Here is a 23,705-nt window from a genome sequence, read left to right as displayed (position 1 = left end):
AATCACAAGGAGGCAGTACAATGAAGAGTGCGTTACCAGTCGTATTAGGAGTGGCAGCTGTCGCATTCGTTGCGGCACCTCTCACGGTGTTTGCCGGAGGCACCATTTCAGGGAAAGTGACGTATGGCGGGAAGAGCGAGCAGAAGGAATTTTCGTTTGCCAAGTTTCCAAATCCAAAATTCTGTCCGAAGAATCCTCACAAGGAGTTGGTCGACGGAGACAAGCGGTTCCTCAAGACCATCGAAGTCGGCAAGGATGGCGGATTGAAGAACGCCGTCGTTGCGGTCGTTGACATTGAAGACAAGGCATTCGTCGACGGATACAAGGGAACCGATGTCACCGCGGAGTTCTGCGAGTTCCTGCCGTTCGCCGGCGTCGTGGTCAACACCAAGAATTTCCACGTCGAAAATTTGGATGCGGATCCCGACGATCCCAAGTCCGTCCAAGGCGTCTTGCACAATCCGCACAGCTTTACGGTGAAGGGATCAACGTCCGCAACGGGCTTCAACATCGGTTTGGCCAAAAAGGGAGACAAGCTGGACAAGCCCGTGACGTTCCGTGGCGGAGCCGAGAAGGACGGCTACTACCGTTTGCAGTGCGATCAGCACGAGTTCATGCAGTCCTTCTTCCTTCCGGTCTCGAATCCGCACTTTGCAGTGGTCAAGGAAGACGGTTCCTTCGAGATCAAGGATGTGCCGCCCGGAAAGCACAAGGTGGTAGCCTGGCATCCGTTCGCTGCGAAGGGCAAGAAGGTCGAGTTTGAAGTAGAAGTGGCAGATGGCGCCACGGCCAATCTAAAGGCCGAAATCAAGTAAGCATCCCCGTCACTTCCTGAGGTGTGTCAACGGGCAGCGGAACGTCCGCTGCCCGTTCTGTTTCGTACTGCGCGCGTCGCGCATCCTTGCCTTTCTCTTTCCAACCTCGGTAAGATTTGAATTTCCACCAACTATCTACAGTGAAGGGTTGGGTGTGGCACGAGAACTTTCGCTCGCAGAAATCTTCCAGCTTGGTTACTACTGGGAGACCAAAATCCTTCTGACCGCAGTTCAACTCGACGTCTTTTCCTCGCTGGCGGGAAAACCGCGACTATCAGCGGAGATCGCGACTCGAATCACGGCCGATGAGCAGGCCCTTCGTCTCTTACTCAATGCGCTGGTCGCGATGAGGTTACTGACTAAAACAGGAGAGGCATACGAAAATTCCTCAACGGCCGAGAAACACCTCGTTCGACAGTCCCCTCAATTTATAGGACATCTGCTGCAACTTCATGATGCTGAATGGAATAATTGGGGGAAGCTCGCGGAGACCATCCGATCCGGCGAACGATCGGTGGACCGGCATGTCTTTGAAACCGATCCCGAACTGGGCGGCAATGTGCTGGCCGTTCTTCACCGCATTGGTCAACAGAGCGGGCCAGATTTTGCACGGCGACTCCAACTCAAAGGCGCTCTGCGCATGCTGGATTTGGGGGGAGGAGCCGGAACCAATGCCATCGCCTTTTGTCAGGTCTACCCAACAATCACGGCGACCGTATTCGATCTCGCGCCGACTTTGCGGTTGACTGAAAAGACTGTCAAGGAAGCGGGACTCGATTCCCGTATTTCGTTGCTGGCAGGAAATTTCAACCATGATCGGCTGGGCGGGCCATATGATCTCGCGTTGATGTCGGATATCCTTCATTATCAAGATTTTGCGACGAATGCGGCACTTGTCAAGAAGGTGTACGACCATCTGTTGCCGAACGGGCGTCTGCTCATCAAGGACCGATTTCTCGATGAATCGAGTACTGGTCCGGCTTGGACGACAGCATTTGCGGTGCATATTCTGATCAATACACAGCGGGGCGCATGTTACCAGACGTCCGACGCGATGCAGTGGATGCAGGCCGCAGGATTTGCATCCGTCGAAGAAGTCGAACGTACCGCCGTAGTTCAAGGCCTCAAACTGAACGGATAACGATTAATGGAATGGTTACGCGATCCAGGATTTCTCGGCACTCATGCCACCATCGGAGCAGATCTGAGCCAACTTATGGCCACGCTGTTCACCGGATTGTTCGTCATCGGCTGGGTACAAGCCCGCAAACGTCAAGCTGATGCCCATCATTGGTTGATGTTCGGAGGGATGGTCTCCATGCTGGCCTTCTTCGTCGCATACTACCTGTTTCGACAGCTCGGCGTTCTGGCGGTCGAAGGCAAAGAAGGATTCGGCGGCTCGCAGGCACTCTACGATTATGTGTTCATCCCTGTGCTGACGTTCCATATCATCTTGGTCATCATCGGACTGGTCATGGCGGTATATATGATCGTTCTGGGATTCCGTTCGCAGCAGTTCATCGACGGCGTGCGATCCTTGAGGGAGTCGCGCTTGCAGACGTCCTGGAAGAAGGTCAGTCTTATCTTTACGTGTGTCGCCATTGCGGTTCTGGCACTGTTTTTCTCGCGAGTGTCGGCGTCGGGATTTTCCATGCGGAAAATGGAAGTCTACCTCGGGCTGCTTGTGCTGGTTGCGATGGTGTTTGCCGTAGAGATGGCGATCCAGCGCATTTGGCCAAACGGGGCGCGACGCCACCGTGCGCTGGGAACATTTACGATGATCATCTACTGCGTGCTCTTTGTGACGGGCAGCTTTACCTATACGATGCTCTACATCCTCTACCCTGGGAAAATCGGTTGATCGCAGATGACCATGATGGTCCAACTTCACAGAGCTCTCTTGTCATGCTGACGTGCGGTTGCGGGAGATGGATGCATACCGAGGGGATTGAAGAGCGGACCTACGAAGGCTCTGTGCAATGGTTTATCCGAAGCGAGTGTCGCGGCTGTGGATTGCGCGTTGGCATTGACAGGACCCCGAGTCAGACCGATCGCTTGGTCGATCGGTTGATGTGGACCGATGAAGCCTTACACCGGCTCGACCGGCTGCCACCATATGTCGCCTCGCTGTTTCGAGAAGAGGTCGAACAAGATGTACGGTCCAGAGACGAGCGCGTGGTCAGCTACGATGCCTTATTTCGACCACGCAGCGGCGCCCGAATCGAATGGGATTCCGAAGCCGAGCACAGATTGGAGAATGTGCCGGCGCCAGTGCGCGCAATGGCGAAGATCGAGTTGGAGCGTACAGCTGCCGAGCGGGGACATGCTCGAATTACCGCATCATTGATGGAAGAAGTGAAAGCGCGTTACTTCGGCATGGGCGCGGCGAAGAAATAGACCGCATAGGAAGATTGATGCTGCATCGGATGGCCCTGCGAGTGCTCCCGAGTCTCAGTCTCGCCGTCACGGAAGAGTCCGTTCGTAGACGGAAGCGGCTGGTGATGTTCGTCCCGGGACTTGTGGCCTTCGGAATCTACCGCGCAGCCAAGCACATCGTGGCACTTGACGAGCCTGCCGTATTGCTCGCAGTGAGTGGCTTGGTCGCATGTGTGACGGCATTGGCGGCGTATCGGGTCGGCCGGGGGACGTCTTGGCCCGAGCTATTGCGGGAAGACGGAAACAGGTTGTTGACATGGATCGCGGGCTGGATCGGGTTTGTCTATGGCGTCCAGTTGTCGCTGCTCGTGTTGGGCTTGCTCTGGCTCGTGGGGTACGACTACCTGCAGCATCCGGACGGTCCCGCCATGATGGCGATCATCATTTCCTGTACCGCCGTAGCGCGCGACGCGTTCGAAATCGGTCACGTCAGAAGAATCGGTCTGCTGGGAAGGCCATTTCCTACCTTCCCCGACGGCATGGCCTTACGAAATCTGTTGGGAAATCAAGCATCCGAATTGCGGCGGTGGGTGAGTGCCGGCATCATCGTCGGAGCCGCGGGGGCAGTCTCGGGGTATTTCCTAGACGGCGATCGCGCGGCGGTGCTGATGCAATTGGCTGCGGTGACAGTCTTATGCGGGGCCGTGGCGTTGTGCGCGTTTTTCGGCGGGCGTCGACCCCAGCGGCCATGGATCCGAAGCCTGTTTGAGACCAAACCGCAGGAACTGCTGAAGTATTGGTGGTGGCCCGGGCTTGCGTTTGCATCGACGTACTATATCGTCACAGCCGGTACGGTGATATTTCTATTCAGACAGCCGGGTGTGTCGACCTCGTACGCAACACTCAACGGAGGTTTGGTCGGAGCCTTGATGGCTCTATACGGATATTATCTGGGGTTTCGGCGTCAGGTGGAAGAAGAACAAGGGCGGAGCGTACCGGAAGCATTGCTCCGGTGTCCTTTCGTCATGGGCATTCTTGGGAAAACTGCAAACGCCGGCACGACGGTCGTTGCTCCGGCATCGAAGGGTTGAGTCTATGTCGCCAATTGGTTCGTGGACGAGGGTGAGGAAGTTTCTGCTCGCCTGTGCGGTTGTAATAAGTATTGGCACGGCAAGTATTGGAGTGGGAACTGTCGTGTCGGCTGAGCCCGCTACCGATGTCTATTTCAAAACCCCAGGCTCTCCTCAAGGACCGGCTGCCCCTTCACCTTCGGACACCGTCTACCCGCGTGTCAGTTTGTTCGATAGTCGTCTCCTCGTGTGGTTCGTGACGCAACAGCACACGTATTTTGCCGGATTTGTGCTAGCGTTGCCGCTGTTTTGCGCGCTGTTGGAATTTTTGGGACTCATGACGAAGAAGCCGGCTTTGTCGCTTCGGTACGATGGGCTTGCCAGAGACTTGGCAAAGGTGGCGCTGCTTGCGCTGTCGGTGACGGCGGTGGTGGGAAGTCTGATGCTCTGTATGTTCATCTGGCTGTATCCCAGTTTCATGACGTATATGGGCGCAACATTCAAAGCGTTCATGCCGGCCTATGCAATCGTATTCAACGGGGAAGCATTTCTCCTCATCCTCTACTATTACAGTTGGAACCGCATGGCGGAGCCAGGTTTGAAATGGATCCATGCGGCGATTGGAATTCTTACCAATATCTTCGGCACTGCGCTTCTCTTGCTGGCGAATTCCTGGGCGGCATTCATGATGGCTCCCGCCGGTGTCGATGCGCAGGGGAGGTTCTTGGGAAATGGCTGGCACCTACTCCATTCGGCGCTCTGGAATCCGCTGAACGTTCACCGCTTCCTCGCGGACATCATGTCGGGTGGGGCGGTGGTATTGGCGTATGCCTGTTACCGGTTCTTCACCAGTAAGACAGAAGGTGAACGGGCGTACTTCGACTGGGTGGGATACATCTTTTTGTTTGTGACAGTCTGTGCATTGTTACCGATGCCGATTGCCGGATACTGGCTCATGCGATCGGTCTATGCTTATCGTCAGAGCTTGGGTATGACGATGATGGGCGGACTGCTCACGTGGCTCTTTGTTGTGCAGGCCCTCTTGATCGGAGCGCTGCTCTTGGGTGTGAACTATTACATCTGGCAGAGCATGGCCCGCATTAAAGGCGGAGAGCGGTATCAACCCTATTATCAATTCTTGCTCGGCGCACTGACGTTGGCCCTCTTTATTTGGTTAACGCCCCATACGGTCATCATGTCGGGGAGCGAAGTCAAGGCGATGGGGGGAGCACAGCATCCGGTGGTGGGTAATTATGGTGTCATGTCAGCGAAGAACGGCGCCATCAATATCATGATTTTGATTACGACGTTGAGTTTTCTCTATTACCGACGTGCCAATCGGACGATGACGATTCCATGGGTTCGAACGGGAAATATCGTCATTGGAACGCTCTTTTCAGTCGGCCTGTTGAACGTGATGTGGTTGTCCGTCTATGGTTTCTATCTGCCGGCGAATCTGCGGGTCGGTCTTTCCTCGCCGCAAGCATTCACCACGCTCACGGTTATCATCTGCAGCGTCCTCATCAATCGCGCGATGCTCAAGGGATCCATTGTTCACGGCCCGGTGCAATGGGGGAAGATTTCTGTGCGCGGCATGGTCGTGCTCTTCGGGCTCGCAGGAGCATTTACGTGGGTGATGGGGCTGATGGGATATATCCGATCATCGGGACGGCTCGCATGGCACGTTCATGAGGTAATGGCCGACGTTTCCCCATGGGCCTTTACCCCTGATCTGGCGTTTGCCGCAAAGATGGTGACGCTCAACATGGTCGTGTTCTGGGGTTCGGTGTTTGTCGTGTTCTGGATGTGCCAGCGAGGGCAGCAGCCGGAGATTGGCGAAGAATTTATCGAAGAACGCAGCCGGGCATTGACCCCTGTTCCGACTCAGGAAGCCTGACAAAGACGAAAGGATGACCGGACAGATGATGACTCGTACACGTATCATTGCAGGAGTGTTCGGTCTGGGAGTAGCGGCTCTGGCAGGAGTGTTCGGTGCATGGGCCGCCCTCTCGACGCCGACGCTCGTGCTGGAAGATTTTCAGGCGAAAGAAACCGATGGCTTCCCTTCGAACTGGGATCATGAAAGCCAACGTAGCCACTCAAAGGGCCGGGATGCCTATAAAGTCCAGACGGAGGGCGGGGCCAATTTTTTGTCGGCCAAGGATGCGGGTCAACGCATCAAGAAGAAAAAAATCGATTGGGATCCCAAGGCGTACCCGGTCTTGACCTGGCGGTGGAGACTTCAGAAGGCGGCGACCGGCGCGGAACCGCTTGCCGCGATTTACGCCTCCCTCGACACCGACCTCCTGTTTATTCCTGTGTTCACGAAATATGTATGGAGCGCGACAAAGCCGGAAGGAACGCTGACGGAGGGAGGCATGTTCAGCGGATCCGAAATCGTCGTCCAAAGCGGAACCAAAGCTGTCGGGGAATGGTTTGAAGAGCGGGTCAACGTCTACGAGGATTTCAAACGGATTCACCAGCACGACCCCGCTGCTAAAGCGTGGGGCATCTCGATCATTGCGGGTCCGGGCGTCGAAATTGACTTCGGGCCTCTGGTTGTCAGCGCGGCGAACTAACCCGACGACATGTTTCTGCAAGGTATGTAGGCACGTTCAATGCCTCCTCGAAGGATATTCGATATTATCTTCGGACTCGCGGTCATGGGAACCGTAGGCTCCTTGATCGGGGTCATCATGGGCGGCGGTCTCATGCCCGTCGCAATTTGTGTCGGCCTCGCGCTGGGCGGCATAATCGGCTTTCTCGGCGGACGGCGATTCTTGATCAGCATTCTTGTCGGGACCCTGCTCGGTGGACTCCTGGCATGGGCTGTCGCCGGAAGCGAACGAATCTGGGTCGGTGCCGGCGCAGGGGCGGCCATGGGAGGATTTCTGGGCGTACAAATCTCGATGTTGCTCGACATGCGGGCGGCGAAGAGGGTTACGGTGAATCCCCTGGATCCCTTGAGCTAGTCGTACGACTAAGGGAGAGTGTAAGCGAATATGGAAAACAAAGGCGTGCTTGTGGGTTCGATAATTTTCGTCTTCGCCTCATTTGTGCTCATGATCGCGATGCTGGTCTATGAGTCGTATAAGGCAAAACAGATGAAGCAGCTGGCGCTTTCGGTCAAAACTGAAAGCCGGCCGGTCGAGAGTATGACCTCGACGCATGATTATTCCATGTACAAGACAAGAATGGGGGATGAAGGCCGGGAGATGGTGCAGATTCCGGAAGGTCCCTTTACGATGGGCAGTCAGGATGGCGATCCTGACGAATCGCCAGAGCATCAGGTATTCGTAAAAGGATTCTACATGGATCGAAAAGAAGTGACCCAGGAGGAATATGAACGGTTCGCCAAGATGACGAAGCGTCCCATGCCCAGAATTGAGGTCTTCGAAGATGATCAGTCAAAATTGCTGAAACCCGAATTTGCCGCAATGAGCATCTCCTGGGATGACGCATTTGCGTATTGCCGGTGGGCGGGCAAGCGGCTTCCGAGCGAGGCGGAATGGGAAAAAGCCGGACGTGGTGAGGGACGGAGAAAATATCCGTGGGGAGACAAATTCATTTCTAAGGCGGCAAACGTTGACGGCAGCGAGGATGGTTACAAATATCTTGCGCCGCCCGGCTCATTCGACGCAGGCCGTAGCCCATATGGGTTATTTGACATGACTGGGAATGTGGCTGAATGGGTTAACGACACCTACGATGAGAACTATTATAAGAAAGCGCCCTTTCGTGATCCAAAAGGTCCGGATACTGGGGATCTCCGAGTCGTTCGTGGCGGGTCTTGGCGGGAGACAGAACACAATGCGAGACTGTCCAAGCGATTTGCCGCCAAGCATTGGCGCACGGATATTACGATAGGCATTCGATGTGCGAGCGATGGGGACTCTGGGGAAAGCGGCCCAGCCTCATAACTATACAGTGTCACGACATGCTTGAAACCAAATTCAAAGTTGCGTTTCTTCTTGTCGTCCTGATATTCGCGGCCCTTCCTATTATGGGGATACTTCGCGGGACGACCTTCACCCCGTTTGAAGAATCTGCTGAAAATGCTGAATCTCCTCACGTAACTCTAGACCCTCCGCAGGAGGAAAATCCTATCACTGAAGAGATGATCACAGTACCGGCTGGACCGTTTGTTCGCGGCACAACCAACGGAGGATTTGATGAGCAGCCTCAGCGCACCATATATCTCGACACATTTTCCATCGATCGATATGAGGTGACGAATTATCAATACCAGCAATTCGTGACTGCAACCGGTCATCGAAAGGCCGGCCCACCCTCGCGTTACGCGAAGAGCATCGGCCGAATGCGTGGGACGAACCAGCCAGCGGTCTACGTTTCATGGGATGATGCATCGGAGTATTGTCAGTGGAAGGGGAAACGACTGCCTACCGAAGCAGAATGGGAAAAAGCGATGCGGGGGGTGGATGGTCGCCTGTGGCCCTGGGGAAATCATGAATTGCAGAATGGAGCCAATTGGGCCAGGGTGCAGGATGGTTATGACGTTTCGGCTCCAGTCGGGACGTTCGGGTCTGACAAAAGCCCATACGGGGTGATGGACGGAGCCGGAAATGTCATGGAATGGGTCGCCGATTGGTACCAAGAGTCTTATTACAAAGACGCATCCGAACGTAACCCGTCGAGTCCTGAATATGGGACATATCGAGTCCTACGGGGAGGAGCCTACACGACCGCCGGTATGGATGTGCGAATTACCAGCCGGAGCAAAATGATGCAGGATTTCCGAGATGAGACGATCGGTTTTCGATGTGCCCTATCTGGTGCGAACGATGGAAATTTACAGAGGAGAGAAAAGACCTAAAACTACAAGAAATCAAAGTAGTAGAGGATCAAAAACACGGCCAAAATGATATTGACAACCATACCTGCCAAAACTATAATGTCGAACACTTTTGAGTTTTTTGTCATGATTTTCCCTGTTTTTTCGCGCGCAACGACAATTTGTGAATAACACACGAAACTATGTGTGTCAAGAAAACGGCCGCCAAATCAATGTAAATAAGGCATTTTTCATCTTCATCGGAAAAAAGGAGACATGATGGCAACGGCGACGGCAGATAGTCCCCTCAAAATAAAAATCGGAAAAATGATTTTCTACATTACCTGTGCGGTTGGATTGTGGTTCTTTTATTGGTTCGCCGGCGTTCAGTGCCCCTGCTGACAAGGGCCACATGCGCAGTGCTGACACTTTTTGCTGCGAGTTGAGGAGGATTTGATAATGGGTCAGACGATTGTGTACATCGTGATTTCGACGGTGATTTGTGTAGCTTATTTTACGATGGTCGATCATTTCCTGATGGACATGCAGGGCTTGGACTATTGGTATCTGTTCCGCCAGTAGTTGGGCTGTCCCGGTTGGAATGAAGCGATCTTTACGAATTTTCGAAATGCATCAAGGAGGTATCCCATGGGTCCTGTAACAGGCAAGAAGGTGTTCTCGGTCATGGCGCTGTGCGCGATGATCAGCCTTCTCATGCTTCCCGTGGTCATGTCGCTTCCTTCACTGGCTGCCGGTGAGGAAGCTTCTGCTGACGCGGCGAAGAAGGAAGGAGACAAGGTTGAGAAAGGGCGGGACGTCTATTACAAGACGGAAGGTATTGTTGCTGGTGCGCCAGCCCCGAAGACGACCGATGGCCCTAAGGACTATCCTCGGTACAATTTTGAAAGCCGCGTCCTTCTTTGGTTTGCCAATCAGCAGCATCTCTACTACGGCAGCTTCGTGCTCGCCGTGCCGATTTTCTGTATGGTCATCGAGTTCATGGGCGTGGTCACGAAGGACAAGGCGCTGGCCAAGCGATATGATCAATTAGCCTATGACTTTATCAAGATCAGTCTGACAGCATACTCGCTTACCGCGATTCTGGGTGGAATCCTCATATTTACCTTCCTGACTCTTTATCCGGCTTTCTTCGGTTACCTGTCCAGCATCTTTCGGCCGGTCATGCACATCTATGCGTTGATGTTCGTGGCCGAGAGCGGAACGCTGTACATCTACTACTACGGCTGGGACAAGATGAAGGAGGGATTCCTCAAGTGGATTCACTTGAGCATGTCGGTCATCCTGAACGTCATCGGAACCCTGCTCATGTTCCTCGCGAATTCCTGGATTGGGTTCATGATGTCTCCCGCAGGTGTTGATGAGCAGGGACGTTATCTCGGTAACATCTGGCACGTCATCCACACCGCGCTCTGGAATCCACTCAACGTTCATAGAATTCTCGGGAATATGGCATTCGGCGGCGGCGTCGTTGCCGCATATGCAGCCTATAAATTTCTCGCTGCAAAGACCGAAGAGGATCGTGCACATTACGATTGGATGGGTTACATCGCGATGGCCCTCGGCGTGGCGTTCTTGATTCCATTGCCGTTTGCCGGATATTGGCTGATGCGAGAAGTGTATGCGTATCGTCAGCAGATGGGTATCACGCTGATGGGTGGACTTCTGGCATGGCTCTTCATCATTCAGGCGACCATGATCGGGATTCTGTTCCTCAGCACCAATTACTACCTCTGGCAAGCGATGGGCCGGATGCGAGGTGCCGAGAAATATCAGCGGTACATCAAGTATTTGGTGTTCTTGTTGACGTGCGGATTTCTGGTCTTCATTACCCCGCACACAATGGTGATGAGTCCTGCCGAGTTGAAAGCCATGGGTGGCCAGCAGCACCCAGTTCTCGGTAACTACGGTGTCATGTCCGCTAAAAACGGCGGCATCAACGTGATTATTACGACTACGGTTTTGAGCTTCGTCTGGTACATGCGAGGCAATAAAGTTTCAACCGTATCGTGGGCTAAGTTTGGCAATATCTTCATGGGCTGCTTTTTCTTCTTTGCGTACATCAACATTATCTGGCTCGCCGTCTACGGCTATTACATCCCGGCCAACGTGCGTGTCGGACTATCCGTTCCTCAGGTGGCGACGACCCTGTCTTGTCTTTTCTTCATGTTTGCGCTGAATAGCGTGATGATGAAGGGAGCAAAGCAGATGGGTCCGATCGAGTGGGGCAAGATATCCGCCCGCTCGCAATACGCTCTGATCATGTTGGCCACCGCGTTCACCTGGATGATGGGATTGATGGGATATATCCGCTCATCTGTCCGTCTCTTCTGGCATGTGAATGAGATCATGCGAGACAACTCGCCGTGGGCCTACACCCATACCGTTGGCTTTGCGGCCAACATGATTTCATTCAATGTTTTATTCTTTTGGATCAGCATCCTCTTCGTCTTCTGGCTCGGCAGCCTGGCGGTGAAGAAGGTTCCAGTTGAAGCGAAAGCAGGAGTTCCGGGCAGCGCGCCGCAGCCGGCAGGCAGCCACTAACCATCTTCAGAGCCAAGGCTTACTGCAGGGAGGCAAGACAACGCCTCCCTGCGGGCATAGTCGCAGGAGGTTAAACCGTGGGTAATTTGATCAGCGAAGCCCTATCGATGGGCTGGATGGCCATAGCCATTCTGGTGGGCTTACTTATCTACTTTCAGGTATCCATTAGTGACCCGGTCGCTAAGAAGCGGGCGACCTTCAAGACCTTGATCGGAATTGTTGCAGCGTTCCTAATGTTTATTGCCATTGCGAACTATGCCAATAATTTTTATGGAGAGAATCGGTTGTTGCCTGTCTCGCTCGTTATGATCACGGCAACCACCTTCATGATGGCATTGTACTTTACGAACCTCAGTGCACTGCTCAAGATCGGCGGCTTCATGTTTTTCGTGGCCGCTTTCTTATCTGGATACGGTAATTGGCTTCCACAAGTCGAAGGTGGTTTCCCTCCAAAAGAAGAAAAACTTGATTTCAGTTCGATGAGCGCTCAGCAGCTTGCAGACGAGGGAGAAAAAATCATCTTTGGCGGCATAGGACAGAACAAGGTGCAGGGAGCCATTGGAAAGGGCCAGTGCCCGCTCTGTCACGCATTCCATGCTGGTATGTTGGGCGAGCGTGCTCCAAACCTGCTCGGGCTTCCTGAGCGTGCTGGTAAAGAACGTCTAGAAGATCCGAAGTATTCGAAAGGAAATGCATCGAAGCGGGATTATGCAGAAAAGGAATCGTTTCCTGGTGCAGGCACAGCTGAGAACGGACAGGAATATATCGCCGAGTCACATGCCTGTCCAAGCTGCTATGTCGTTGCAGGGTACGGCGTGAAGGGCACCAATGACAAGGAAAGCCCTATGCCTAAGATCCACAAACCACCGATATCGCTCTCTCTTCCAGAACTAGCTGCGGTGGATACCTGGCTATATGTACGTGAGGGACGGGATGCTCCGTCTTTCGAAGACATCACAAAGTCATACGAAAAATTTATTCCAGAGGCTGACCGTCCTAAAATGTCAGATGACAAGCCGGCTGCCGCAAGCGCATTGATGGCCGATGGCTCTGAGCCTGTCGACCAGATTTTTGCCAAGGCACAGTGTGTCTCATGCCATACCATTCCAGGTATTCCAGGTGCTACCGGAACCATCGGTCCGAAACTGGAGGAGGGGACCAACGCTCCGCTTCGCATCAAAGACAAAGAGTATAAGGGAACAGCCAAGAGCACGCCGGAATACATTATGGAATCAGTCATTGATCCCAGCGCCTACGTCGTGAAGCCATTCCCGGACAACACGATGCCAAAGGTGTTTGGACAAAAGTTGAGCGCTGGCGCTTTGAAGAAAATTGTTGACTATCTGTCACAGGTGAAGGCGGGATCTCCGCCACCGAAGATTTCGTAATCTTTGTCGTCTATCTGTAGACAAAAGGGAGTTTAGCCATGAAAGCATTGATGTCAGTTGGCGCGCTGATAGGAGTCATTGGGCTCCTACTGCTGGTCGGGATGATCTTTGATATCGTCCCATCCAATACCGTGCGCTTGGTCGAAGGCTACATGCCGATGCAGATGCTCTCGGAACTGGCCGTATTCGTCGCCGGTTTTGCGGGGCTGAGTTATATGATGAGCGCCATGGGTATGCCCATTCCTCGATTTTGGCAGGCAATCGCCTTTTGGGCCTTCATCCTGCTCTATTTGAAGTTCCGCGTGTACCCTCCTATTCCCTTCAGCGTCCGCGCCATGTATGGAACGGTTTCGCTGGTGGCCGTCTTCATGTGGATGTCGGCTAACGAGGATGATTGGAGGAAGTTCAAGCAGCCGATTATGAACGTGCTCGATGCGCAAAGTGGTACGAATAAGCTCCTGCGCTATGCCTATCTTGTCCTTCTGCCCATTCTTATTGGAGGGTTTTCGTACAACGCGATGAAGCCGAAATCCGAAGAGCCGATCGAGTTGCGAACGGTGCATCCTGCCCCACCTGCCAGTACCAAGGTGCATGGTAAAACGTACACCCTTCAGACTTCACAGAATCCCTATCGGGTTAATCCAGAGGGTAAGTACGATCAGGAATATACGAATGCCAACATTGTTGAGCAGGGCATGGGACGCTTGATGAAGCCCAATGCCAATCCTTGGGACCAGAATGCACAAGGCTATCTGAAGTATGTCCGGGAAGGTGGAGAAATTTTCTTCCAGAATTGTCACTTCTGTCACGGCGACAATCTCAACGGTCGCGGTCTGCATGCTTTTGCATTCAATCCTATTCCAGCCAATTTTACCGATCCGGGAACCATCGCCCAGCTTCAAGAAACATTCATCTTCTGGCGCGTGGCAAAAGGTGGGATCGGTTTGCCCAATGAGGGCTTCCCATGGGCGTCCGTTATGCCTCCGTGGGAGCAACACCTGACGGTCGATGAGATCTGGAAGGTCATTTTGTTTGAATATTGGCATACTGGCTATTACCCCCGCACATGGGATTAATTGCCTAAGATACGTTGCTAACTCTTGATGTATGAGATGAGGGTAAATATGAGAAACAGTTTAAGTCGGAAGGCAGGAGTGATTTCCGCAAGCGCCTTCGGAGCCATCCTGCTCTCGGGTAGCGTGGGGAACTCCGTTTTTGCGGATGGTCTCCCTGAGGGATTCAAGAAGGGAGATCTGGCACCTGAGCCTGCAGCGGAGATGATTGAGGCGGGAAAGCGCGTGTATTTTACGAAATGTGTCTGGTGTCATGGAGTCGATGGCGCCGGAGATGGCCCTGGTGCCGATCGTCTTTGGCCACGGCCCCGCAACTTCAACCAGGGAACATTCAAGATCCGGCATACGGCCAGCGGTGAACTGCCGCTCTTCGATGCGAAAAAACCTACTGCAGGGCAGAACGATCTCTTTGAGACCGTTACACATGGTTTGCCGGGATCAGCCATGCCGTCCTGGGAAGGCATTTTGACGGACGAACAGCGGCTTCAAGTATTGGCATTTGTGACGACACAACTCGTGAAGGACAGAAAGTTTACGGATAAACAGTCAGAAACACAGACTGTCCTCCAGCTTGGCGATCTCAAGCCGAAAGCGTCCAACGAGGAAAGCAAGAAGCGCGGTTCAGAGTTAATTGTCGAAAAGAAATGTATCGAGTGTCATGGAACTGAAGGTCGGGGCGATGGAAATGCTTTCAACCTGAAGGATGACTGGGGTTTTTCCATTCAGCCGGCCAATTGGCATAAGTGCTGGAATTTCAGAGGAAGCCGACAAGATCCGTACAACGTCAAGAATATCTTTCGTACATTTTCGACTGGGGTAAACGGAACCCCGATGCCGTCGTTTGCCGACAATACTACGGTCGACGAGCGGTGGGACATTGCCAACTTTGTCAATTCGCTGTGTGAGCGTGATCCTGAGGGCAATCCGCTTCCTATCGATCCGTTGACGGACAAGCCGAAGATTAACTTTGTGGTGCCGTCTGATCCCGTAGAAGGTGAGATCCCTGCCGATATCGAAAACGAAGCTTGGCAGAAGGCCCCGAAACGCTATGTGGCGATGGGAGGTCAAATCACCCATAAGCCGCGCAACTTTGTCAACCGGATCGATGATATTTGGGTCAGGTCTCTCTACAACGACAAATCTGTCGTTTACCTTCTTGAGTGGGACGATCGAACCAAGAGCGTGGCAGAGGGCAAATTGCCTTGGGCCCCGACTGCGGTCAATATCGATGTCAAAGAGCAGGCTCCGAAAACCGGTGAAGAGGGTTCGATTGCATCGAACCAGAACAATTACGCCGTGTACAACGACGCAATTGCCATAGAAACACCGGTGAAGTGGAAGGATCTCCCTGCTCCGATTAAGCCCAGATATCTCTTTGGGACTAACGATCAGTTTCCCGTTGATATCGTGAAATGGGAAGCTGACGGATCCATTCGCGCGTTCAAGGGAACTGGTTGGGACAAGGACTTTGAGGAGCGAGATACCTATGAAGAGAATCTCAAGGTCCTGAAGTCTGAATGGAAGAATGGCCGCTGGTATGTGATGATCCAACGTCCGTTAGGGAATAAGAAGGATCAAGACTACGACGAGGATACCTTCTTCGAGGTCGGCCAATATATTCCGACCGTGTTTTTTGCCTGGGATGGACATAACGGGGATGCCGGCCGCAAGATGGCGGTGTCGGCTTTCTATTACACGTTCCTGAACCCGCCGATTCCCAGAGAAACCTATATCTATCCAGTGGTGATCGCGTTCGGTGTCGTGTTGCTGGAAGGGTGGGTGATGACGCGCCGTGCGAACAAGAAGAAGGGGAAAACTCTTTAGTTTGTACGGGTAGACAGGTTTTGCACCGAGAGAGAGGGGGTGGGGCAACTCACCCCCTCTTTGTTTTTTCTAACTGATGACTCCACGGCCGATGATAAATGATGTCACGGGCGTCCTGCTCGCAGGAGGAAAGAGCAGGCGCATGGGCGAAGATAAACGTTTTGTGACAGTCGGAGATAAGTCCCTGTTTGAACGCAGTCTTACCGTCCTTCAAACCGTCTTCGAGAAAGTATGTGTCGTGGTGGCTCAGGATACCGTTTCTGTCCCGGCTGACGTTCTCGTTCTCCGTGATCTCATTTCGGACTGCGGAAGTCTTGGGGGTATCTTTACCGGCCTGTCCCTGGCATCCACGCCCCATGTATTTGTGACGGCATGTGATATGCCATTTCTCGATCCTGACGCAATACGATATGTCGTCGAATCAAGATTTGGAATGGATATCGTCATGCCTCGAATCTTCGATGAGTTGCAGCCCATGCACGCGCTGTATGGTGGAAAGTGTCTACCCGCCATGAATAAAATGATGCAGGCACGGGATTTAAAAATTCACCGACTGATATCAGACTCCTCGCTGCGCGTTCGTATCATTGCTGCAAAGGAGTTCTCCAATATGGACGATGCCAGGCGCTCGTTTCTTAACGTCAATACGCCCATGGACTTGCAGTCCGCCAGGACGATCGAACCCAGCCGGGGTCCCGCCAGGGAGTGATTGGCGCATGTGCCGTACGATCTGCGTTATTCATCCCGGAGCCATCGGCGATACCTTATTGGCCGTCGAGGCGATTTGTGCACTCCGTTCAAGGTTTCCGCGACACCGGTTCATGCTCTGCGGCAGGCCTGACGTGGGTGAATTGCTACGTGAATGTGAAGTCATCCACGAATGGATTTCAATTGAGGATTCCGCGTGCCTGGGATTGTTCGGCGGATCTATTCCTGCCCACACCCGACTCGCAGCGTGGTTGAAGTATTGTGATCTTGCCGTAGGCTGGATGAAAGACGGCGAAGGGTCTGTTACTGCGGCTCTGAGGCGTGCCGGAGCACGAGAAACACGAGTCCAATCGCCATTTTCCCCAGACCTGAACGCAAGACATCAAGCCGATCGTTATTTGGAAACGGTGCAAAGGGTGTCTCATCCTTCACCGTCCGGCGTGCGGATTCAGATACCCCGTCATCTGAAGGCGCAAGGGCAGAAGTGGCTTACGCTTCTAGGCCTCGGCGTCGAACAACGGATTGCCTTGGTCCATCCAGGAAGCGGCAGCCGACACAAATGCATCGATTCACAGGTTCTCGCGCAACTGATGGAGCGGCTCAAGTCTCAAGGCTTCGTACTGCTTATTCTTGAGGGCCCGGCGGATGGCGAGCAGGTTGAAAATGTGTTGCAACGCATGCCGGTCCCACCGTTGGTGATTCGGGGCGCAGACTTTCTAACTGTTGCGGGGACGCTGACCTACGCAAACGTATTCATCGGCCACGACTCCGGGGTTTCGCATTTGTCAGCCTTGATGCACGTGCCGACCGTCGTCCTGTTCGGTCCAACCGACCCTTCTCGCTGGGCTCCGCGTGGCTCTCACGTCTCTATTGTGACTGGTGGTGCCGCCTGCCGATGCACTTCATCGAACTTCACAGTGCCCTGCGCAGGGAAGGAGTGTTTCCCAGGATCCCATGAGCAACTCTCCGAGGTTTGCTTGGCACTGGTATAAACCCTCGAAATTCAATGGCTGCCGCCTTGTCTCTCCACAACCCGTGTGTTAGAGTGGCGAGCTAATTTTCCTTCAGCACTAAGGACTTAGGGGATATTTGTGCCGCAAGGTATCGTGCAGGATAAGGTGGCGACGGCGCTGCTCGGAGCGCTTGAAGGAGCGAAACGGAAGGGGCAGCTCAAGACGGAATCTTGGCCTACGCTAAGTTTAGATGCTCCAAAACGGCCGGAATGGGGAGACCTTGCTTCGACCGTGGCCATGTCCCTCGCGGCATCCGAACAGCGCGCGCCGCAGGATATCGCGCAAATCATCATGGACAATCTGACCGGACGTGAGGAACTGTTCGACCGCGTCGAAATTGTCCGCCCAGGGTTTCTGAATCTCACGATTAAGCCGTCTTTGTGGCAGGAAGTGCTGCGTGAGATTGATGATCAGGGTGCAGCATACGGCAAGGGCACGCTGGGGCGGCAGAAACGAATTCTCGTCGAGTACGTCAGTGCGAATCCAACAGGTCCACTCCATGTAGGGCACGGTCGGGGCGCCGCAGTTGGAGAGGCAGTCGCCAATTTGTTGGAAGCGGTGGGATACGACGTCGTCCGCGAGTATTACATCAACGACGCCGGCCGGCAGATGAAGTTACTAGGGGCGTCGGCCAATGCCCGCTACCAGGAACTGTCCGGTCATCCGGTCGTGTTTCCTGAGGACGGGTACCGAGGTACATATGTCACCACTATGGTCGAAAGGCTCAAGCCACAGCTCGACGCGCTGAGCGGGTCAGCCGCCGGCGTGGTCGAATTGCGGCTCCAGGAATTGGCCTATAAAGAACTGCTCGCCCAGATTCGTGATGACCTCAAGCTTTTCGGAATTGAATTTCAGTCATGGTTCAGCGAAGCCTCATTATTGGAATCAAAAGGCGTCGAACGCGTGCTCGAAGAATTGAAATCGCGAGAGTTGCTGTACCAGCAGGAAGGGGCCTGGTGGTTCCGTTCCTCGGCCTATGGCGACGAAAAAGATCGTGTGGTCAAGAAACAAGACGGTGAATACACCTATTTGGCGTCCGACATCGCCTACCACCGGGACAAACTTCAGCGCGGCTATGATGTCCTCATCGACGTATGGGGCGCTGATCATCACGGGTATATCCCCCGCATGCAGGCCGTCATGGAGGCCTTTGGACATCCCAAGGACCGCCTGCGGGTTGTACTGGTGCAACTGGTGAAATTGCTCCGCCATGGCGAAGAAGTGAAGATGTCGAAGCGAACCGGTGAATTCATTACGATGCGAGACGTGATTGACGAGGTCGGTGCCGATGCGGCGAAGTTTAATTTTCTCATGAGAGACTCAAATACCCATCTCGAATTTGACCTCGAGCTAGCCAAGCAGAGATCTGCCGACAACCCTGTGTATTATGTTCAATACGCACACGCGAGAATTGCCAGCTTGTGGAGGGTGGCCGCATCGAGAGGAATTTCATGTCCTCGTCCAAGTGCGGCCGACCTTTCATTGTTGGTCCATCCTGACGAGCTGGCATTGATCAGAAAACTATCCATGTTTCCCGCTGTGCTCGAATCCAGCGCCTTGGCCTATGAGCCTCATCGCATGACGTACTATTTGCAGCAGCTCGCTGCGCTGCTGCATACATTTTATAACAAGCATCGAATTCTTCCTCCGGCTGGAGGGGCCGATGTTGCCGATGAATCAGACGCCAACATGGCGGGCGGTGTTGAGTCCGAACGAGAAAGTCTTAGCCCTGCACATACGGCGGCCCGATTGGCATTGATGCAGAGTGTGCAGCAGGTCATCAAGAACGGATTGACGGTCCTAGGAATCTCCGCGCCAGATCAGATGTGAAATCTTTCGGCTCAATCGACATGACCATGACATTCTCTGTTGACCGCGTAGATGCAGCCACGAGTGCGAGGCGTGGGTGGCTTCACACGGCTCACGGCCGCATTGAAACTCCGGCGTTCATGCCGGTCGGGACGCTTGGGCCTGTCAAAGGCATCGATCCGGAGGAGTTGGCGCAACTGGGCTATGGCTTGATGCTGAACAATGCCTACCATTTGTATCTTCGACCCGGACACAAGGTCGTCGCAGATATGGGAGGGCTGCATCGTTTCACCGGTTGGTCGGGGGCCATTCTCACAGACAGCGGAGGCTTTCAGGTCTTCAGTTTGGCCAAGCTGTGCAAGATTACGGACGACGGCGTGACTTTTCAGTCACACATTGACGGATCGTTGCATTTCATTTCACCCGAAACGGCGATAGAAATTGAAGAGGCACTGGGCGCCGACATCATCATGGCGTTTGACCAATGCGTTGCGTTGCCGGCCGATCCGTCCACGGTCTCCGAAGCGGTCCGCAGGACAACGTTATGGGCCAAACGTTGCCGAGATAGCCGTCGGCGCTCCGATCAGGCATTATTTGGCATTGTACAGGGAGGCCTGAACCGTGAGCTCCGGTTGGCTTCTGCAAAAGAGATCGTGGACATCGGGTTTGACGGCTATGCGGTCGGGGGGCTATCGGTGGGCGAGTCCAAGAAGGATATGTATAACATGCTCGATGTAACGGTGCCGAACCTGCCCGGCGACAAGCCCCGATATTTGATGGGCGTGGGAATGCCTGAGAACCTGGTAGAAGGCGTCGCCCGCGGCATCGATCTGTTCGATTGCGTCGTGCCTTCCCGCCACGGCAGGACCGGCTGGCTCTTTACCCATTCTGGCCGAATCCTGATCAAACAGGCACGTTACGTCCGCGACGAAGGCTCGATCGATCCGGACTGCCGCTGCCCAGTCTGTGCACGATACTCGCGCGCCTATCTCCACCATTTGTATGGTGTCAAAGAGATGCTCGCTGCCCGGCTGAACACCATACACAATTTGTGGTACTTCGCGGATTTCATGAGACGAATGCGTGTCGCGATCGCAGAGGATCGCTTTGCGATGTTCCGGGAGTCGTTCTACCGCACCCAAGGCTTGGAGCCAGAGGACGTCACTGCTTGTGCCGACGCGGAGACGGGCACGGGTCGGGGTCGGGGGATGTCTAAGTAACGAAAGGGCTGTTCCATGGTAATGCAATCAGTTGCGTGGGCGCAGGGGACGAATGGTGGAGGCGCGGGTTCGAGCACGATCCTGTCACTTGTGCCGTTCGTGCTGATCTTCGTCATCTTCTACTTCCTGCTGATCCTACCCCAGCAGAAGAAACAGAAGCAGCAGAAAGCGATGCTGGAATCGTTGAAAAAGGGGGACAAGGTCATCACGGCTTCAGGGATTTGGGGCACCGTCACGAACCTGGGAAAAGAGACCGTGACGCTTCAAATCGCCGATAACACGAAGATCAAGATGCAGCGGGAGTTTATCTCACGCTTGCGCGGCGATGAGGATGACAAGGATACATAGGGCGGGAGCGATGAAGGGGTCTGAAGACATATGAAAAAGGTAGGTGGGCGCCTGACATTGTTGGTGGCGGTGCTGGCATTGTCGATCGTATTTTTTCTGCCGTCGTATCAGCCGCTGTATCAAGCCTTACCGGGTTGGGCAAAGTCGATGCTGCCGAATAAAGGCATCACGTTGGGACTCGATCTCCAGGGCGGGATTCACCTGGTGATGGAAGTCGATGAAGACCGCGCCGTGGAAATCGCGATCGATCGAACGGTAAATTCGTTGCAGGACCTGCTGGTCGACAAGAAACTGCCCGTTGAATCCGTCAAGCGTACGGGGCGGGAACAGATGACCATTCAATTTCAAAACGCCGAACTGAAGAGTCAGATTCAAAAACTGCTCGACGAGTATCCCAACTATGTGGAGAAGGAGTCTTCGGCATCCGCGAATCAGCTCGTCTGGGAGCTCCGGGATACGGAGGTGAAGCGGATCAAGGATTCAGCCGTCAACCAGGCGCTCGAGACGATTCGGAATCGCATCGACCAGTTTGGTGTGGCGGAGCCGGTGGTCCAGCGACAAGGGTTGAAGCAGATCGTCGTGCAATTGCCAGGGGTGAAAGAGCCGAAACGCGCCAAGGATCTGATCAAGGAAACGGCGCTGCTCGAGTTCAAGATGCTGGACGAGGACAGCCAGGTCAGGCTGGATCTTCCAGCGAGAGTGCCCAAGGACCGCGAGGCCGAAGTTCTGAAACAGATGGAAGGCAAGTTGCCCGAAGGCGACCAAATTCTGTTCGAGCGGGCCGTTGAGAAGGATACGGGACGGGAGTATCGGATTCCATTTCTCGTGAAGAAGCGGGTGATGCTCACGGGTGATGTGCTGAGCGATGCCCGGGTCTCCATCGGTCAATTCAACGACCCCTACGTCTCCATTACCTTCGATGCCAACGGAGGCCGAGAGTTCGAACGCATTACTGCAGAACATGTGAAGAAGCGGATGGCGGTCGTGCTCGACAACACAATTTATTCGGCTCCGGTCATCCAGGAGCGGATCACCGGTGGACGCGCACAAATTACCGGGACCTTCACCACGCAGGAGGCGAACGATCTGGCGATCGTGCTAAGGGCTGGCGCCTTGCCTGCGCCATTACGGATTATTCAGGATCTGACGGTCGGTCCCTCCTTGGGGCAGGATTCCATCGACAAGGGAATCAAAGCGACACTCGTCGCCGGCGCCATGGTGGTGATCTTCATGGTTGTCTACTATCGCCTGTCCGGTGTCGTGGCCGATTTTGCCTTGGTGCTGAATTTGATCTGCCTGATGGGCGCGTTGTCGGCATTGACTGCTACGCTCACGTTGCCTGGCATTGCGGGCATTGTCCTCACGATTGGCATGGGCGTGGATTCGAACGTGCTGATCTTTGAACGGATCCGGGAGGAGCTGCGGTCGGGCAAAGCGGTGCGAATGGCGATCGATGCTGGATATGACAAGGCGCTCTTGACCATCATCGATTCGCACGTCACGACATTGATCACCGGGGTAGCCTTGTTTCTCTTCGGGACCGGCCCGATCAAAGGCTTTGCCGTCACACTGTGCCTCGGTATTGCCATTAATCTGTTCACAGCGCTTGTGGGAACCAAAGTGATTTTTGACATCATCAATCAGCGTCATAAAGTGGAGCGGCTGAGTATCTGAGTAAGTCTGGTAATCGCGACAGGAGACGCGTTCGATCCAACGCATCCCGGTTGTCAGCGGAGGAGTGCATTCATGTTAGAGATCTTGGGAAAGACGAATTTCGACTTCATGGGGAAGCGCGCGTACGCCTTCCTCTTTTCCGGTGTGATGGCCCTGTTGGGCCTTGTTGCCTTGGTGCAGATAGCCAGAGGAGCCGCCAATCTCGGGATCGACTTTGCCGGCGGAACCGCCGTGCAGCTGAAATTTGAACAGCCGATCAAGATTGATGATGCGCGCAAAGCCTTGGAACACCATGGGGTGACAGACGCCGAGTTGCAGGAGTTCGGTCAAGACAACAAGCTGTTGATCCGGGTGAAGGCGTCGACGACGATCGAAGAAAAAACGGCGGAAAAGGTCGTCTCGATTTTTAATCAGGAATTTCCCGGCAATCGGTTCGTCATCGAATCGAGCACCGAAATCGGTCCCACGATCGGCAGAAAACTGCAGAGCGATGCGTTGATCGCGATCCTGGTGTCGTTCGGGGGGATCATTCTCTATATTGCCGCGCGCTTTGAATTCAGGTTCGGAATTGCTGCGGCGCTGGCGACCTTTCACGACGTCTTGGCGGTGCTCGGAGCCTTTTATCTCTTAGACAAGGAAATCACCTTGCTGGTCATCACCGCGTTGTTGACGTTGGCAGGGTACTCACTGACCGACACGGTCGTGGTGTTCGATCGTATACGGGAAAATCTGCGGACCAGACGCAGGGAAACTGAGGAGGCGATGATCAACACCGCCATCAATCAGGTATTGAGTCGGACGATCGTCACCAGTCTGACCGTCGTGATCGTCCTCGTTCCTCTGGCCGCGGCGGGTGGTGAAGTGCTTCACGATTTTTCACTGGCTCTTTTATGGGGAGTGATTGTCGGGACCTATTCGTCCATTTTTGTCGCGAGTCCATTATTATTGATATGGGCCGGTGGCCGGGGGCGGTTGCTGAAACGGAACTAGCGGCACGGGCATTGTTCCGAGCTTGAGAGGGGATTGGCGCACG

General features: G+C 54.0%; 22 protein-coding genes. All 22 read left to right on the top strand.

Annotation, left to right across the window (positions count from 1 at the left end; translation table 11 throughout):
* Window positions 1–20: 20 nt before the first annotated feature.
* The 22 genes from W02_RS07330 (at window position 21) to secF (ending at window position 23,662) form a co-directional block, all read left to right on the top strand.
* On the top strand, window positions 21–815 hold the full coding sequence (locus W02_RS07330; RefSeq protein WP_173046264.1) for a hypothetical protein: 795 nt from the start codon (window positions 21–23) through the stop codon (window positions 813–815).
* Between the two features lie 154 nt (window positions 816–969).
* Window positions 970–1,956, top strand: coding sequence for a methyltransferase (locus W02_RS07325; RefSeq protein WP_173046262.1), 987 nt, complete (start codon window positions 970–972; stop codon window positions 1,954–1,956).
* Between the two features lie 6 nt (window positions 1,957–1,962).
* The gene (locus W02_RS07320) at window positions 1,963–2,676 is read left to right on the top strand and encodes a DUF420 domain-containing protein (RefSeq protein WP_173046260.1); all 714 of its coding nucleotides are present in this window, start codon (window positions 1,963–1,965) and stop codon (window positions 2,674–2,676) included.
* Window positions 2,677–2,747: 71 nt separating this feature from the next.
* Entirely contained in the window at window positions 2,748–3,212 is a 465-nt protein-coding gene (locus tag W02_RS07315; RefSeq protein ID WP_173046258.1) for a PCP reductase family protein, read from the top strand.
* A gap of 17 nt (window positions 3,213–3,229) precedes the next feature.
* Complete coding sequence (locus W02_RS07310; RefSeq protein ID WP_173046256.1) at window positions 3,230–4,282, top strand: hypothetical protein; 1,053 nt, start codon at window positions 3,230–3,232, stop codon at window positions 4,280–4,282.
* 103 nt (window positions 4,283–4,385) lie between these two features.
* The gene (locus W02_RS07305) at window positions 4,386–6,158 is read left to right on the top strand and encodes a cytochrome ubiquinol oxidase subunit I (RefSeq protein WP_232068674.1); all 1,773 of its coding nucleotides are present in this window, start codon (window positions 4,386–4,388) and stop codon (window positions 6,156–6,158) included.
* Between the two features lie 25 nt (window positions 6,159–6,183).
* Window positions 6,184–6,840: a DUF3047 domain-containing protein gene (locus W02_RS07300; protein WP_173046252.1), complete on the top strand. Its 657-nt coding sequence runs from the start codon at window positions 6,184–6,186 to the stop codon at window positions 6,838–6,840.
* A gap of 39 nt (window positions 6,841–6,879) precedes the next feature.
* On the top strand, window positions 6,880–7,233 hold the full coding sequence (locus W02_RS07295; protein ID WP_173046250.1) for a hypothetical protein: 354 nt from the start codon (window positions 6,880–6,882) through the stop codon (window positions 7,231–7,233).
* Between the two features lie 51 nt (window positions 7,234–7,284).
* The gene (locus W02_RS07290; RefSeq protein WP_173046248.1) at window positions 7,285–8,181 is read left to right on the top strand and encodes an SUMF1/EgtB/PvdO family nonheme iron enzyme; all 897 of its coding nucleotides are present in this window, start codon (window positions 7,285–7,287) and stop codon (window positions 8,179–8,181) included.
* Window positions 8,182–8,198: 17 nt separating this feature from the next.
* Complete coding sequence (locus W02_RS07285) at window positions 8,199–9,095, top strand: SUMF1/EgtB/PvdO family nonheme iron enzyme (protein WP_173046238.1); 897 nt, start codon at window positions 8,199–8,201, stop codon at window positions 9,093–9,095.
* Between the two features lie 417 nt (window positions 9,096–9,512).
* Window positions 9,513–9,635 carry a hypothetical protein gene (locus W02_RS21760; RefSeq protein ID WP_255458572.1) on the top strand — a complete coding sequence of 41 codons (123 nt, stop codon included), beginning with the start codon at window positions 9,513–9,515 and terminating at the stop codon, window positions 9,633–9,635.
* A gap of 66 nt (window positions 9,636–9,701) precedes the next feature.
* Entirely contained in the window at window positions 9,702–11,615 is a 1,914-nt protein-coding gene (locus W02_RS07280) for a cytochrome ubiquinol oxidase subunit I (RefSeq protein WP_173046236.1), read from the top strand.
* Window positions 11,616–11,692: 77 nt separating this feature from the next.
* Window positions 11,693–13,003, top strand: coding sequence for a c-type cytochrome (locus W02_RS07275; RefSeq protein ID WP_173046234.1), 1,311 nt, complete (start codon window positions 11,693–11,695; stop codon window positions 13,001–13,003).
* A gap of 38 nt (window positions 13,004–13,041) precedes the next feature.
* A complete protein-coding gene (locus W02_RS07270) occupies window positions 13,042–14,079 on the top strand; it encodes a cytochrome c (protein ID WP_173046232.1) in 1,038 nt (345 codons plus the stop codon).
* Between the two features lie 48 nt (window positions 14,080–14,127).
* A complete protein-coding gene (locus W02_RS07265) occupies window positions 14,128–15,900 on the top strand; it encodes a c-type cytochrome (protein ID WP_232068673.1) in 1,773 nt (590 codons plus the stop codon).
* A gap of 76 nt (window positions 15,901–15,976) precedes the next feature.
* Window positions 15,977–16,609: a molybdenum cofactor guanylyltransferase gene (locus tag W02_RS07260; protein ID WP_370467966.1), complete on the top strand. Its 633-nt coding sequence runs from the start codon at window positions 15,977–15,979 to the stop codon at window positions 16,607–16,609.
* A 7-nt stretch (window positions 16,610–16,616) separates the two neighbouring features.
* Complete coding sequence (locus W02_RS07255; RefSeq protein WP_173046226.1) at window positions 16,617–17,600, top strand: glycosyltransferase family 9 protein; 984 nt, start codon at window positions 16,617–16,619, stop codon at window positions 17,598–17,600.
* A 99-nt stretch (window positions 17,601–17,699) separates the two neighbouring features.
* Window positions 17,700–19,451, top strand: coding sequence for an arginine--tRNA ligase (argS, locus tag W02_RS07250; protein WP_173046224.1), 1,752 nt, complete (start codon window positions 17,700–17,702; stop codon window positions 19,449–19,451).
* Window positions 19,452–19,471: 20 nt separating this feature from the next.
* Window positions 19,472–20,650 carry a tRNA guanosine(34) transglycosylase Tgt gene (gene tgt / locus W02_RS07245; protein ID WP_173046222.1) on the top strand — a complete coding sequence of 393 codons (1,179 nt, stop codon included), beginning with the start codon at window positions 19,472–19,474 and terminating at the stop codon, window positions 20,648–20,650.
* A gap of 15 nt (window positions 20,651–20,665) precedes the next feature.
* Window positions 20,666–20,998 (top strand): preprotein translocase subunit YajC, encoded by a 333-nt coding sequence (gene yajC, locus W02_RS07240; protein ID WP_197742168.1) that lies wholly within the window; start codon window positions 20,666–20,668, stop codon window positions 20,996–20,998.
* Window positions 20,999–21,028: 30 nt separating this feature from the next.
* Window positions 21,029–22,672: a protein translocase subunit SecD gene (secD, locus tag W02_RS07235; RefSeq protein ID WP_173046220.1), complete on the top strand. Its 1,644-nt coding sequence runs from the start codon at window positions 21,029–21,031 to the stop codon at window positions 22,670–22,672.
* Window positions 22,673–22,744: 72 nt separating this feature from the next.
* Window positions 22,745–23,662, top strand: coding sequence for a protein translocase subunit SecF (gene secF / locus W02_RS07230; RefSeq protein WP_173046218.1), 918 nt, complete (start codon window positions 22,745–22,747; stop codon window positions 23,660–23,662).
* Window positions 23,663–23,705 lie beyond the last annotated feature (43 nt).

Source organism: Nitrospira sp. KM1, assembly GCF_011405515.1.
In the GTDB taxonomy this organism is placed as follows: Bacteria; Nitrospirota; Nitrospiria; order Nitrospirales; family Nitrospiraceae; genus Nitrospira_C.
Note: the sequence above shows the minus strand (reverse complement) of the source record. Positions and strands in the feature narration are given on the sequence as shown.